The sequence below is a fragment of the Kordia sp. genome, assembly GCF_965283645.1.
GTDB lineage: Bacteria > Bacteroidota > Bacteroidia > Flavobacteriales > Flavobacteriaceae > Kordia.
Map to the genome: position 1 here is coordinate 5,352,167 of NZ_CBDIPG010000001.1, position 13,815 is coordinate 5,365,981.

At 31.2% G+C, this 13,815-nt stretch carries 15 protein-coding genes and 1 tRNA gene; 11 read left to right on the forward strand and 5 right to left on the reverse strand.

Annotation, left to right across the window (positions count from 1 at the left end; translation table 11 throughout):
• The first annotated feature begins 133 nt into the window (after positions 1-133).
• The 11 genes from ACQ654_RS23515 to ACQ654_RS23565 all read left to right on the forward strand — a co-directional run bounded on the left by ACQ654_RS23515 (position 134) and on the right by ACQ654_RS23565 (position 7,618).
• Positions 134-1,183: an FUSC family protein gene (locus ACQ654_RS23515; RefSeq protein WP_430412791.1), complete on the forward strand. Its 1,050-nt coding sequence runs from the start codon at positions 134-136 to the stop codon at positions 1,181-1,183.
• Between the two features lie 73 nt (positions 1,184-1,256).
• Positions 1,257-1,973, forward strand: coding sequence for a bacillithiol biosynthesis deacetylase BshB1 (bshB1, locus tag ACQ654_RS23520; protein ID WP_430412792.1), 717 nt, complete (start codon positions 1,257-1,259; stop codon positions 1,971-1,973).
• 11 nt (positions 1,974-1,984) lie between these two features.
• On the forward strand, positions 1,985-2,203 hold the full coding sequence (locus ACQ654_RS23525; RefSeq protein ID WP_430412793.1) for a hypothetical protein: 219 nt from the start codon (positions 1,985-1,987) through the stop codon (positions 2,201-2,203).
• A gap of 91 nt (positions 2,204-2,294) precedes the next feature.
• Positions 2,295-2,370, forward strand: a tRNA-His gene (locus tag ACQ654_RS23530).
• A gap of 499 nt (positions 2,371-2,869) precedes the next feature.
• Entirely contained in the window at positions 2,870-3,598 is a 729-nt protein-coding gene (locus tag ACQ654_RS23535; RefSeq protein WP_430412794.1) for a hypothetical protein, read from the forward strand.
• An 8-nt stretch (positions 3,599-3,606) separates the two neighbouring features.
• Complete coding sequence (locus ACQ654_RS23540) at positions 3,607-3,966, forward strand: fibronectin type III domain-containing protein (protein WP_430412795.1); 360 nt, start codon at positions 3,607-3,609, stop codon at positions 3,964-3,966.
• On the forward strand, positions 3,966-4,436 hold the full coding sequence (locus ACQ654_RS23545; protein WP_430412796.1) for a hypothetical protein: 471 nt from the start codon (positions 3,966-3,968) through the stop codon (positions 4,434-4,436). The genes ACQ654_RS23540 and ACQ654_RS23545 overlap by 1 nt, the downstream gene beginning before the upstream one ends.
• A 3-nt stretch (positions 4,437-4,439) precedes the next feature.
• Positions 4,440-5,714, forward strand: coding sequence for a hypothetical protein (locus ACQ654_RS23550; protein ID WP_430412797.1), 1,275 nt, complete (start codon positions 4,440-4,442; stop codon positions 5,712-5,714).
• A complete protein-coding gene (locus ACQ654_RS23555; RefSeq protein WP_430412798.1) occupies positions 5,702-6,019 on the forward strand; it encodes a hypothetical protein in 318 nt (105 codons plus the stop codon). Before ACQ654_RS23550 ends, ACQ654_RS23555 begins: the two co-directional genes overlap by 13 nt.
• Positions 6,012-6,482: a PulJ/GspJ family protein gene (locus ACQ654_RS23560; RefSeq protein ID WP_430412799.1), complete on the forward strand. Its 471-nt coding sequence runs from the start codon at positions 6,012-6,014 to the stop codon at positions 6,480-6,482. The genes ACQ654_RS23555 and ACQ654_RS23560 overlap by 8 nt, the downstream gene beginning before the upstream one ends.
• The gene (locus tag ACQ654_RS23565; RefSeq protein WP_430412800.1) at positions 6,479-7,618 is read left to right on the forward strand and encodes a type II secretion system F family protein; all 1,140 of its coding nucleotides are present in this window, start codon (positions 6,479-6,481) and stop codon (positions 7,616-7,618) included. Before ACQ654_RS23560 ends, ACQ654_RS23565 begins: the two co-directional genes overlap by 4 nt.
• Positions 7,619-7,717: 99 nt before the next feature.
• Here the strand turns inward: ACQ654_RS23565 and ACQ654_RS23570 are convergent, their stop codons facing one another.
• The 5 genes from ACQ654_RS23570 to ACQ654_RS23590 form a co-directional block, all read right to left on the reverse strand.
• On the reverse strand, positions 7,718-7,927 hold the full coding sequence (locus ACQ654_RS23570) for a hypothetical protein (protein WP_430412801.1): 210 nt from the start codon (positions 7,925-7,927) through the stop codon (positions 7,718-7,720).
• A gap of 566 nt (positions 7,928-8,493) precedes the next feature.
• On the reverse strand, positions 8,494-9,006 hold the full coding sequence (locus tag ACQ654_RS23575) for a hypothetical protein (RefSeq protein WP_430412802.1): 513 nt from the start codon (positions 9,004-9,006) through the stop codon (positions 8,494-8,496).
• Positions 8,999-10,105 (reverse strand): hypothetical protein, encoded by a 1,107-nt coding sequence (locus ACQ654_RS23580; RefSeq protein WP_430412803.1) that lies wholly within the window; start codon positions 10,103-10,105, stop codon positions 8,999-9,001. The genes ACQ654_RS23575 and ACQ654_RS23580 overlap by 8 nt, the downstream gene beginning before the upstream one ends.
• A gap of 89 nt (positions 10,106-10,194) precedes the next feature.
• On the reverse strand, positions 10,195-12,399 hold the full coding sequence (locus ACQ654_RS23585; protein ID WP_430412804.1) for a type II secretion system protein GspD: 2,205 nt from the start codon (positions 12,397-12,399) through the stop codon (positions 10,195-10,197).
• Between the two features lie 6 nt (positions 12,400-12,405).
• A complete protein-coding gene (locus ACQ654_RS23590) occupies positions 12,406-13,815 on the reverse strand; it encodes a GspE/PulE family protein (RefSeq protein ID WP_430412805.1) in 1,410 nt (469 codons plus the stop codon).

Genomic DNA, 13,815 nt, shown 5'->3' on the forward strand with positions numbered 1-13,815 from the left:
TTCATTACGAAATACCTCAATCATTTTTGGTTGAGGTTTTTTCATTTCTGAGATAATTCTTGCTTGACAATACTTAGCATTAAATATCAAAAAATGCAAGTATCTTTACAGAATAAAATTGTATGCTGTTTCCATGAGTATTTTTCAAAAAATATTTAAAAATATCCCCGTAGAACTCACACGAGATAAACTTCGTGATGCATTTCGTTTGGCGTTACAGTCTTCCATAGCTGCGGCACTTGCTTTTACTGTTATGGAATCGTTTGGATTGCCAGAAGTGTTCTTAGCAGTGCTTTCGGCAGTACTTATTGTTGAACCAAGTATTGGTGATACTTTTAGTAATGCAAAAGGAAGAGTTTTAGCAACAATTGCAGGAAGTATCATTGGTTTTATATTTATAAGCCTTATTCCGTGGGGATTTGGTACTGCTATTTCATTGTTAATAGGAATCTTTATTATGACTGGAGTAGCGAGTATTCATCCAAGTTGGCGCTATGGAGTTGTGGCGGTTGTGGCAATTTCATTAGCATCAGAAGGAGAAGCTATAGGTATGTCTTTAGATCGATTATTTGCTATTGCTATCGGAATTGTAGTTGGTTTAGTATGTACTGCTATTATATGGCCTGAAAAAGCGAGTAAACGTGCAAATAAACATTTACGGAAAGCTTTGAATGCTGCTTCAAAACGATTTGAAGTTGCGTATCGGAATACAAAATCTGATGATAAAGATGATGCAAAGAATATAGCAGATGATTTTCATACTAGTTTGGGAAAAGCAAAAGGAGCAGCGAAGGTTATTCGTTTGAGCGATACACAAAGAGTTTTTGATCAAATTGATGCAACAGAAAAATTATATAATTCTATTTTGATTATTCATCGCGTTGCCGAAAGTGCAGATACTACAATTTTAGATGATAATGCAGGAATTAAAAATGATACAGAAAAACTAAAAAAACATGCTTCTGAATTGATCAAACAAATGGTGAATAGAAAAACTATTGCACAGGAAGACATGGATGATTTTTCAGATTTGGTTGAAAAAATTAAAGGAGAAGTAAATGTGGATAGTGATAATGTTGAACAGAATATGTTTCGACATGCGTTTGTATTTGGAATTACAGAAATAAAGGAAAGTTTACAATTGTTGTATGATCAATTGGAAGATACAACAGAAGGAGACTAAACTTGATGAAATACACGTATTTTTCAGTTCATCAGACAAAATACCGTAGTTTTGTATTAAAGGAAAAGAATATATGAAATTAGACATATTAGCAATTGGAGCGCATCCTGATGATGTAGAATTGGGTTGTGGTGCAACTGTTGCAAAAGAAATTTTCAACGGAAAAAAAGTAGGTATTCTCGATCTGACTCGCGGAGAACTTGGAACACGCGGTTCTGCAGATTTACGAGATATTGAAGCCGCGAATGCCGCTAAAATACTAGGTGTAGCAGTAAGAGAGAATTTGGCTTTCGCAGATGGATTTTTCAAAAATGATAAGGAACACCAATTGGAAATCATTAAAATGATTCGCAAATACCAACCAGAAATCGTGTTGTGCAATGCAATTGATGATCGTCATATAGATCACGGAAAAGGAAGTCAATTGGTAAGTGACGCATGTTTTTTAAGTGGATTATTAAAAATTGAAACTCAACTTGAAGGAGAAATTCAAGAAAAATGGCGACCGAAACATGTATATCATTACATTCAATGGAAAAATATAGAACCAGATTTCGTAGTTGATGTTTCAGGGTTTATAGGTAAAAAGCATGATGCTGTGATGGCATACAGTTCACAATTCTATGATCCGAAAAGTAACGAAGCAGAAACGCCTATAACGAGCAAAAATTTTATAGATAGTATAAACTATCGCGCAAGAGATTTAGGTCGTTTAATTGGCGTTAATTACGCTGAAGGCTTCACTGTAGAACGGTATGTTGCGGTAAACTCTTTAGATGATTTAATTTAATACGCTGAGATATGGAACAAGAACACATTTATGACCCGTTACGATTTCAGTATGCGTCTAATCCACGTAGATTTTCATTGCGATTTAAGGTTGTAGCAATAGTTTTGACTTTGATTTTTCTTTCCATTCCTTTGTATGAGATAAATGAGCATACATTTCAATTCAATGCAACCATTTTTAACTATACAGGCACTTGTTTTGGAAATGTACCATATTGGCAACTTTTTTAAAATCAAGTAGATAAAAAATAATGTGAAATAAATTAAATAAATGCTTTGTATGAGAATTAAAATATCATATATTTGCATCCGCAAAACAAATGGTGATTGTAGCTCAGCTGGTTAGAGCATCGGTTTGTGGTACCGAGGGTCGCCGGTTCGAACCCGGTCTTTCACCCTTTTATAAACTCCTCATTATGAGGAGTTTTTTTTGTTTTTGGAGAATTCGCAGAAAAGGAAAAAATGGCTTTTTTTCCTAGGAACACCGTTTCAATGCATTTTTAGCAAAAAATACCTAAATTTTTAACTGCTTTGATCACTACTTTCTTATCTATATAATGCTTTTGAGGTACTTGTTAGTACAGTTCGTAATTCGAAATGTAATTCATAAAACTAATACCCATAAAAAACGCTTCAATCATAACAAGTTTAATTTTGAATTGAACTTAAGAATAATAATAGACCAATCTTGAATAATACAAATGGAATAAATTTCTATGATATAGAGATACTAACGCATAAACTGTTTAAATTTTCTGAACTTTAATTTTAAAGGATTATTTATTTTAGCTAACATAAAGGATTAGAAAAACTAAACGCTCATACAAAAAACACAACGTTTATACATTATTTTCTTCAATTCAAATATCTTTGAGTAATTTTATAAAAATTGTATACATGAAAAAGTGTTTATATAGCTTTATTGCTCTCTTAACAATTATAAGTTGTAAAAGTATATCGGTAAATCAACAACCGCAACTAGTAACAGAAACCCCTGTAGAACTAGGCGCTATAGGAATAGTACATGACAATATGTTGCATAAGAGTTTTGAAAGTGTTGCGATACCATCTTTTAAAAAAGAATTGAAATTGTATGTGCAACCTGTTTCGTTTTCGAAGCAGACATTTAAAGCGTTTCAAAAAGCAAATACGCTGCATAAAAAAGTAAATCTTACATATGAAGACTCTTTACAAAGTAAACCGCAATATGTATACTTGCAATTTCTTGACCGTGTATCGATAACAGATCAATTAAACAATAAAACAAATGTTGGCCTTCGCTCATATCTTGAAACAAAAGAAAGAGCACAATTAGTTACCAGTATTGCAATTGCATTTTCTGAAAAAGAACTGAAAAAAATTAGTGCGGCAGATGAAGTTTTTCTGATTCAATCAGCCACAAAGAAATTTAGTTTAGAACTGAAAAGTTTAGATGGAAAAAAAGAACAACTAGAATTTAATAATGGTGTTGTTTTTGCCTATCAACTTTCGGGGTTTTGTTGGAAAGAAAATGACAGGCACAAACTTATCATTGGCGATATTGTAAGTAATGCGGAAAGTTGTCCAGCCAATACCTATAAAAAAGCTTCCAAAGCTACTCAAAAAGAAAATTATTTTAAATTATAAATGTACCAATGAAAAAATACATATATCTATTTTTATTAGTCATAACTATTTCAAGTTGTTCAGATATTATAGAAGTGTCAGATATTTCAAGTAATACTGTTGAATTGCTTGCTCCTGCCGATAATGTAACACTGAATACTACATCATTAACATTGTCATGGGAAAGTGTTGAAGATGCAGAAAGTTACCAGATACAAGTTGCGCGTCCAGATTTTGAGAATGCAGTAGAAGTGATATTAAATTCTACAATTACTCAAAATTCAATTTCTGTAGAGTTGGAAGCCACTAATTCATATGAATGGCGCGTTAGAGCAATAAATAGTGGCTATGAAACACCGTATACAACGTATTCATTCACAATAGAATAATGAATAAAAAAGTAAAAACATATATATTATTAGGTATTGTTTTAGGTATTTGGGGAACGATTGGATATCAAGTTTACACAAAATTGAATCCAGATGAAGAACTCATAACTACTTCAAACGGAATGGTTTCTTTTACGCCTAAACAACATATTGTCAAAGACACATTTAGTATTAGCCCTGCGCATCATGACCCTTTTTTAAATAAGCCCTATCAAAAAAGGAGAGGGGCAACTACAGGAAAAAAAACTACTAAAAATAACAAAACTATTGTATTTCCAAAAGTGGTTTATAAAGGAGTTATCTCTAAACAAAAAAGTTCTAATAACATTTATATAATTGAAGTTAATGGAACACAACAACTTTTTAAGGTTGGAAAAGAAATTGATAGTATTCGACTTGTCAAAGGAACTAAAAAATCAGTCTTAATTTCTTATAAAGGAAAACGAAAAGAAGTTACTATTCAGCATTAATATATGAAACTACACAAACTAAAAGCAGGGTCATTGCAATTTGCCATCTTGATTTCGGCAATCATTGCTGTATTGCTAGCTGTATTTGTGATACTTGTAAATTCACATACGTTGTTTGCTAAAAAATCCGATCTACTTATTGAAACCATTCAACAAGCGGATAATACAATTAATTATAGTCTACAAGATTTTTCTACAGCACGCGACACAAGTTTTATAGTTGTTGATGAAGATAAAAATATCACTTCAAAATATCACCGTAGTTATTGGGGAATGTTTGGGAAAGTATATTCACAAAGCAAAGCCAAAACAAAAACATTTGAAAAAATAGCACTCGTTAGCGGCTGGCAAACTGTTACAGATAGAACGAGTTTATATCTAAAAGAAACCAACAGATCACTTATACTGGTTGGTAATACTAAAATTCAAGGAAAAGCATACCTTCCAAAAAGAGGTGTGCGTGCAGGAAATATTTCGGGGAATTCGTATTATGGTAGTCAACTAATTTATGGAAACATTTTAAGAAGTAATGAGACGCTACCAAAGCTTCCTAAAAAACTTGTAGATCAAATAGAGGTGTTACAACACATGTCACTTCCAATTTCAAATGAAGATTATATAGACATTCAGGTAAATAAAAGCTATACAAATTCTTTTACGAAACCTACAAAAACAATCTATGCAAAAGGGTTATTAGCGATCTTTAATGTAAAACTTATAGGAAATATCATTGTCCGTTCAGATACAAAAGTAAAAATAGCGGCTTCTAGTGTATTAAAAGATGTATTGATAATTGCACCAGAAATTGAAATTGAAGACAATACCAATGGTGTTTTTCAGGCAATTGCTAGTATAAATATAACTATTGGAAAAAATTGTATGCTAACTTATCCTTCTGCACTTGTGATACGTGCGGAAGATGATCTTGAAAGCAATTCGAATCAAGAAGTGAAAAAACATATTTTTATCGATGAAAATACAACCATCAGAGGAATGATTTGTTATTTACAAGATAAAACGAATAACAGATTTGAACCACAATTGCTTGTCACAAAAAATACTATTATTGAAGGATTTGTGTATTGTCAGCAACAAATGGAATTAATTGGAAGCGTTTACGGAAGTGTGTACACTAGCGGATTTATCACTAAACAATTTGGTTCGGTATATCAAAATCATATTTATAAAGGAACTATTTCAAGCACAGAACTGATGGATTCGTATGTAGGTTTTCCATTTGAAAATCTTGATTATAAAGTAGCAAAATGGTTGTATTAAAAAAAATAAAAGCATCTACGCTCATGGAAACCTTAGTTGCTACGGTTATCATTGTGCTCATTTTTATGATTTCAAGCTTTTTGCTAAATTCACTTTTTAATAATACTATCAAGCACGATACAAATCAAGTGCAAACGCACTTATCAGAACTCATTTATTTGTCAGAGCATGCACAAATAAAAATTCCATATGATGATACATTTAAAGATTGGATTATTTCTGTAGATAGAGAATCTAAAAAAGTTGTTTTTGAAGCTACACACAAAGAGAGTAAAAGAACGATTCGAATTGAACGATATGAATAAAGAAGTTCATAAAATAAAAGCCTTTACACTAAGTGAAATGATTATTGTCGTTTTACTTACTGTTATTGTGGTTGGGCTTGCGTTTTCTGTATTGCAATTGGTTCAAAAACATATGTATTCGATTCAACGTAATTTTGAAAACTCAACCAATGTTACTTTATTGGAACAGTCACTTTGGATTGATACAAATAGATCAAATAGTATTCAATATGATACTTATGAAGAAAAACTACATTTTATTTCTGAAATAGATACGGTTACTTATGCATTAGAAAAGGCATATATTATAAAAGATATTGACACTTTTACAGTATCGCTCTCAGAAAAATTATTCTATTTTGAAGGAAAAGAAACGACAAGTGATAAAATTGATGCTTTTAAATTTATCACAGAAAAAGAGTATCAACATAGAGCTATTTTTATCAGTAAACGAAATGACGCAACACTATACATGAATCCATGAGTTTTGATCTAAAAAACATAGAGCAAAAAAAGACAACAGTTAAATCCGATAAATCGGAATGGTCTGCTATTTTACAAAAAGAAATTGTTCTTTTTGGAAATGGTTTTTCCATTAAACTTAAAGAAGATTTTTATACTGAATTGAGCGTTTTATTGAGCGCTGGTGTATCTTTAAAAGAAGGACTGGAATTACTCTCCAATTCTCAAAAGAAAAAAAATGCAAAGGAGATTCTGGATGTTATTGTTACTGATCTTGTGGAAGGAAAAAGTATGTCCAACGCTATTAAAACTCACAAAGCGTTTAGCGAATACGAATATTATTCCATAAAGATAGGAGAAGAAACTGGAACATTGTCTGCTGTTGTAAAACAATTAGGCGCATTTTTTGCTAGAAAGAATCAACAACGTAGAGACGTAATTAGTGCGCTTACGTATCCAATAATCGTTTTTACAACCGCATTTTTAGTCGTCTTGTTTATGCTTCAATTTGTTGTGCCTATGTTTCAAGATATTTTTAGGCAAAACAAAGTAGAATTACCCTGGATTACAAAATTTATTGTCAGTGTTTCAGAATTTGTGAAATCGTATGGATTACTAGTAATTGGAGCAATTATTCTTCTTTTTGCTTCTCGTTTCTTGTTCAATGAAAAAGAATGGTATCGTCGTTTTAAAGATCAATTTATTTTAAAAATTCCATTTTTTGGAAACTTTATAAAAACAGTATATTTATCACAATTTACACAAGCTATTGCTTTATTATCTGCATCTAAAGTTCCTGTTGTAAATAGTATTCAGCTTGTAAAAAAGATGATTAAATTCTATCCATTGCAAGATGCTTTGCATACAGTAGAAGCTTCAATTCTCAGAGGAGCAACACTTAGTGAAAGTTTAGCTTCTCATGCTATTTTTAGTGATAAAATGATTGCATTGGTAAAGGTCTCTGAACAGACAAATCAAACAGAATTTATTTTTGATCGGTTAAATACCCAATATCATGAACAAGTACAACGACAATCCAAAATGATGTCTACTATTATGGAACCGCTTATTATTGTGTTTGTTGGAATTATGGTTGGAGTTATTTTAATAGCAATGTATTTACCAATGTTCAAGTTGGGAACTGTTTTAGGAGGTTAAAATGAAGAATATAAAAGGATGAACATTGTGCCCGTCCTCTTATATTTAAATTCCTGTGTTACATTTTTTACATTAAAAATAAATCAGAATTGAATATTTTTAAGCTGTACATGTATCAATACTTCTACATGAATCATCACTTAGACAATCATAACATGTATCATTAAATTGTGTTTGACAGAGGAGTGTAATTATACTAGTTGTACAGAAAAATGTAAAAGTCCCAATTTTCCCTCCATTTATTTCTGGTTGAAAGTTTGAAATTGACTTCTTCTTTAGTGCTAAAATTTTAAGATTCTTTTTTTTCATACTAATAGTTTTAAAAATTAATGTTTAATGAGTTTATTAAATTGACTTCTAAATATTAATGAGTTGACAAAAAAAACTTCAAAAAAAATACTAAATCTCTCAACACTCAGATTATTGAATATTCTCTTTGTTTCGTTGAATTCTAATATTTAAAATTTATTTTTCATAATTAATGAGATTAAAGCATTAATGCTAAAATGAAGATTTAAAACACACTCGAAACCTCTTTTGTTATTACAACAAAGCAACATCTAAAAACATGAATTTACAACTCAAAAAAAGTAACATTCATGAATCCGTAGAATAGATTCATGAATCTATACTTTCTTTTTGAAAAAGGAATTACATCAAAAGAAATAGCTTTCTATTACTGAGATAAAATAGTTTTGAGTTGTAAAAAAAATGAAATTGGGATCTAAAAAATCTATAATTTATTTTGAAGAAACTAAAGATTTAGAAAGGAGATTTTTTATAGGAAAGTGTTTTGAGTAGATAAATAAAAAGAATAATCACATTACTATGGCGCTAGTTCATCAATCAGAGAAGAGCATTTGTGATGATGCTAACTACCCAAAACTTTGCAATAGAATTGTAGCTTGCAAGTATGAAGTTCCCGTTCGGTAGTTTTTCTTTTTTTCATACGAAACACTTACAATTTCACCATATTTCGTTTTTTGTTCTAATGTGTAAATGAGTTGTAATATGGAATTGAAATGTCCTTCTACAGTAAAAGAGTAGGAATTTATTTTTAGAGATTTATTTACATACGTATGAGGTTCTGAAAAATCAACCACTTTTAAATTGTGCTTATTTGAAAATGTTGTGACAGTATTTAGGATGTTATTTTGCAATGAGGTTCCGCCAATTTTATATACCTGTAATAAAGAGTCGTAATACTGTTCTTTCTTTTTTAATAGTGCAATTTGTTTTGGTGTATTTTTAAATAGTTCTTCTTGCTTGGAGAGCTTATTATATTCATCTTTCAACTCAACAGTATTCGCAATAGCAAATTTATAACAGATAAATAATACAACTATGAATCCGCCAATGAGCAATCTGTTTTTTAGGATATTATTCATGTGATAACTGTATTTTTAAACCAAAATTTGTACTGTTTTTTGCTGTTGAACCATAATTTATTGGTGTCACATGTAGAATCCAATCAAAACTTTCTAGTGTATGAATCCAATTTAAAAATAAATCACTATCAGTTGAAATTCCAGAAATTACAATGGTATGTTTCTGTAATTCAACTGGTTTTTCTTTTTTTATTCGTTTGACAATAGGTTGATAATTCAATTCTGATAATTGTATCGTATTTGGCAGTGATAACGCTATTTTATCAATATAATATGAACTTCTCGATGTTGCATTTTTCAAAATATCATCAACCATTTTTTGCTTTTCGTCCGTGGATACTTTTAGCTTTAATAATTTATCTTTTTTAATCACATTTACTTGTGATGTCTCTTTCAACATTTCTACTTCAGTATAGTAAGAACTAAAGACAAAAAAATTCACTAATAAAATCATGAGTACAAAACCTAATCCAGATAAAAGAAACTGACTAAAAAAACGTTGTTGTTTGAAGTTTTGCAACAAACTCAATTCTTTTTCTTCAAAGTTAGAAACAGCTTCTTTTGTTTGTGTAATGAATGACAAAGCTCCTGAGAAAGCTAGTAATTGTGTGTTTTGAATACGCAAACCATTGATTTCATACGATTGTTTTGGCGTTTCTTCAAAAAGTTGAATTTCTGTAATTACATCATTTTCCTTTGTTATTAAGGCATTAGAAGTATAATATGTTGCATTATCTATAAGGCTATTTACAAGGGAGACATTCGTATTGCCAAGCGAAAAACCAATAATGCTAATATGGTGTTTTTTATATTCATCAATGAACTTATCAACAATTGATTTTCTACAAATAGAAATTGTATGATAGTTTTGATTTGAATTTATTTCATAATAAAATTCATTTAATGAAACACTTGGAAACGCATTGAATAGTAAACGATTACTTTCTTTTTCATTACTCTTAATGTGTTTACTTAAAACTTCATTGTTATTGACAATTAAGAACGCATGTTGCTTTTTAGGTAGTTTTCCTGCAATTTCTTCAACTGTCTCACCTTTGAAAGAATCACTAATTTCAAGCGTGTTCTTTTTCTTTTGCAACAAAACTGTTTCAATACAAGACTTGTTAGTATGTTCGATGCCGCAATAGGTATTGCCAAATAACAGATATGTTTTTAGTTTAGCAACCATTAGTAAATTACTGTTGGTTTTATAAGTACTGTTAATTTTGATTTAGAATCCTTTCGTGTACGCTTGCTAAAAAGCCATTTAATTATAGGTATTCTTGATAAAAACGGAACGCCATCTCCTTCGTCTCTTTTTTCTTTTGCTTCAATTCCTCCTAATACGGCAATGTCTTGATCGTGCATTCTAATGATTGATCTAAATTCTCTTGAACTAATATCTGGCGGCGCATCATCACTAATTCTAGTTCCAAAAGAGGATTGAATTACAAAGATATCTAGTGTTACTTGTCCATCTCCTGAAACTGTTGGTTTTATAGAGATTCCGAGTTCTGCGTCAATAGGATAGTAATTTGTGATTTCTGAGGTTTGCGGATTGTCTGTTCCGTAAATATTACGTTGCGTAACGGCATAATATGAAGTTGTTCCATTTGATAAAGTAGCTCGATGACCATTTAAAGTTGATATTTTTGGCGTAGAACGAATTTTAATATCACCATCTTTTTCCATAGCCGAAATGTTTGCAAAGAAATTAGGTACAACTTTACCCAAATTAAACGAACCGAAGCCATCAAAACCACCAATAACACGATTGATTGTATTTGCTCCCAAATTCAAATTTGTAGTAGGGAAAATACTTCCGCTAGTTTGTTTAGGTTCTTCTCCAATTCCCCAACTAATTCCTGTGTCTACAACGGATAATTTACTCACATCAATAAGCATTACCTCAATTAAGATAACAGGAACAGGTTTGTCTATTTTTTCAATGAAATTTCGAAAACGTACCACACTTGAACTTGGTCCACTTACATAGAAACTATTGAGTTCATAATCAGCTTCAATTTGTAAGTCACTAATCAAATCTGCAGGTAAGATATTAATAAGTGCTTCTGCTTTACTATTGTTGGTATTTCCAAGACCATTTCCTTGTGTAGATTGTCCAGTTGTACTTAATGTTGTTCGACCAGAACTTCCGCCATTTGAGAATGAATCAAATTGGTTTCCACCTCCAAAACCTGAGTTTTGACCAACATTACTGCTACGTGCTCTTGTGGAATTACTTCCGTTAGAATCTGTTAATAATTCTATGGAACGATGCATTAGTGGAATAATAGATATTTCACGTAAACTCAGTTGATTTGCTGTTCCAAATATGTATACATTTCGATCTTTTTTAAAGGTGAAAAATGAAGTATTTGTAGCTACATTTTGAGTGTTCGTATTTGATCGTCCATTTCCATTTCCTGAACGTGTATTTCCTGAGTTTGTTGTTGTTGTGATTTGCGTTTGACTACTTTCAAACATGGTTGTAAGCAAATCGTCAAAATAGATACGTTTAGATTTTACACTTGCAACACCTGCATTGGTAAGTGGTGTTGCCGTAAATATATCAACATTCAGCGCATTTGCAATATCATGTACTACTGCATCAACAGGTGTATTAACAAAATCTACTTCTACAATTTTACGTTTGGCATCTAATATCTTAAAGTTAAAGTTTGCTTTTCTTCTTCTTGGTGAACGTTGTACTTGTGTATTTGTCTGTCCATTGGTAGCAACGGGTTGTGTATCATCTTCAAACATGTAAAAACCGTTGCTTGTCTTTTCCATAAAAAGTGTATTGGCAAAAGCGAGTTTTTCCATCGCATCATCAAACGAAGCATCTTTGATATAAAAGGTTAACATTCTATTTTCTAAGCCTGGAGAAAACACTAAATTTTTACCTGTCTTATCCATTATTTTCTTAAAAACAGTATATAGCGAATCATTTTTAATGTCTAAACTTATACGTTCTGTTTTAAGATCAAATTGAATAGGAATTTCTTTTGCTTGAACTTTTTCTAATGGTTTTATATATTTTTTGATAGATAGAATATTTCCTGTAAATTCAATAGTAAGTTCATGTTCTTTACAAAGAAAAACCAACAAATCTGCTACCGTTACATTTGGAAAGTTTGTAGCGATAGATATTTTATTTAGTTCTGATGAGATATTAAAATTAAGTTTGTGTACATCTGCAACAGCTAATAAGAAACTACTGAGTGAAACATTAGTGACACTTATATCCGTTTTTACATTTTCAGTAAGTCCAACATTATCAATAGCTAATGCTTCTATTTGGTTTTTAATCGCTTCAATACGCGCTGGTTCTTGTCCAAATGCTGTGAATTGGACGACGCATACAAGTATGATAAGAATGATTTTCTTCATTATATTTTAATTTGAAAGTAATGCATATACTTCATCAATTGAGGTCGTTCCATCTTTGATAAGTACAATTGCATTGTCTTTTAGTGTATGTATATTTTTTTCTATCAGATAGTCTGAAATTTCTGTTTCGTTTTGTTTGATCTGATTTATCAATCCTGTATCAATAGGAATGATTTCATAAATGGCTTTTCGCCCTAAATATCCTGTTTGATAACAAGCATTACAACCAACAGCGACATGATGCGTTACAACATCTTTTGGCATGGAAAACCCTTTAGGTAAAGTTGCTTTGTGGATAGAAGCTTCTTTTTTACAAGCGTTACAAAGTTTTCTGACCAAGCGTTGTGCAACACTCATATTGAGTGTACTGGCAATCAAAAACGGAGGAATATCCATATCGATCAATCGTGAGATCGTTGCCCAAGCAGAGTTGGTATGTATAGTAGATAATACCAAGTGTCCTGTTAATGCAGCACGAATTGCCATATTTGCGGTTTTTGAATCTCTAATTTCTCCAACCATAATCACATCAGGATCTTGACGTAAAAATGTGCGAAGTGTACTTGAAAAATCGAGTCCGATGTTTTCTTTGAGTTGTACTTGATTGATACCTTCAAGTGTATATTCAATAGGATCTTCAATGGTTAAGATATTCGTCTCAGCATCATTCAGCAATTTTAATGTTGCGTATAATGTGGTGGTTTTTCCTGAACCTGTCGGACCCGAAATTAGAATAATTCCATTCGGTTTTTTAATTATTTCTTTGTAAGTGTACAATTCATCTTTAGAGAATCCTAATTCTTCAATATTGATGTGATTTGCATCTTTACTCAAGATTCTAAGTACAATTTTCTCACCATGTAACGTTGGCAGGGAAGATACACGAATGTCAAATTCGCCTTGGATATTATTTATGGTGATACGTCCATCTTGCGGTAACCGTTTTTCTGAGATATCAAGTTGCGCTTTTATCTTTATTTTATTAATAATCACAGGATATTCTGAAGCAGGAATTATGTATTGTTCTTTTAATTTTCCATCCAATCGAAAACGAATTCTACACGAATGTTCATAAGGTTCGAAATGAATATCACTACTTCCAATATCTTTTGCGGCAATAATGATTTTCTCTAAAAAATCTTCGGTATAGTGTAATGCTTCTGCTTTGTTACTAGCTGTTTTTCGAAAGTTTGTTGCTAAGTATTTTTCAATATTTTCGGACGTTTCAACAATTAGATTGATGTTGGTATTGAAAACTATTGATAGTTCTTTTTTTAAGGTTTCATGTACTGATTCCGATTTAAATGTAATAGAATCGTTAACATTAGACACAGGTATAATACGATAATGATACGCTTGCGAGGCGCTAATTAATTGTTGTAATGATACCGCTATGTTGTAGTCTTGAGTTTCCAC

What these genes read in the sequence shown, in the direction of transcription:
- ACQ654_RS23525 (WP_430412793.1), top strand. Translation starts at nt 1,985, where the DNA reads ATGGAACAAGAACACATTTATGACCCGTTACGATTTCAGTATGCGTCT.
- ACQ654_RS23575 (WP_430412802.1), bottom strand. Translation starts at nt 9,006, where the DNA reads ATGAATAATATCCTAAAAAACAGATTGCTCATTGGCGGATTCATAGTT.
- ACQ654_RS23545 (WP_430412796.1), top strand. Translation starts at nt 3,966, where the DNA reads ATGAATAAAAAAGTAAAAACATATATATTATTAGGTATTGTTTTAGGT.
- ACQ654_RS23555 (WP_430412798.1), top strand. Translation starts at nt 5,702, where the DNA reads ATGGTTGTATTAAAAAAAATAAAAGCATCTACGCTCATGGAAACCTTA.
- ACQ654_RS23535 (WP_430412794.1), top strand. Translation starts at nt 2,870, where the DNA reads ATGAAAAAGTGTTTATATAGCTTTATTGCTCTCTTAACAATTATAAGT.
- ACQ654_RS23540 (WP_430412795.1), top strand. Translation starts at nt 3,607, where the DNA reads ATGAAAAAATACATATATCTATTTTTATTAGTCATAACTATTTCAAGT.
- ACQ654_RS23570 (WP_430412801.1), bottom strand. Translation starts at nt 7,927, where the DNA reads ATGAAAAAAAAGAATCTTAAAATTTTAGCACTAAAGAAGAAGTCAATT.
- ACQ654_RS23565 (WP_430412800.1), top strand. Translation starts at nt 6,479, where the DNA reads ATGAGTTTTGATCTAAAAAACATAGAGCAAAAAAAGACAACAGTTAAA.
- ACQ654_RS23560 (WP_430412799.1), top strand. Translation starts at nt 6,012, where the DNA reads ATGAATAAAGAAGTTCATAAAATAAAAGCCTTTACACTAAGTGAAATG.
- ACQ654_RS23550 (WP_430412797.1), top strand. Translation starts at nt 4,440, where the DNA reads ATGAAACTACACAAACTAAAAGCAGGGTCATTGCAATTTGCCATCTTG.
- ACQ654_RS23585 (WP_430412804.1), bottom strand. Translation starts at nt 12,399, where the DNA reads ATGAAGAAAATCATTCTTATCATACTTGTATGCGTCGTCCAATTCACA.
- bshB1 (WP_430412792.1), top strand. Translation starts at nt 1,257, where the DNA reads ATGAAATTAGACATATTAGCAATTGGAGCGCATCCTGATGATGTAGAA.
- ACQ654_RS23515 (WP_430412791.1), top strand. Translation starts at nt 134, where the DNA reads ATGAGTATTTTTCAAAAAATATTTAAAAATATCCCCGTAGAACTCACA.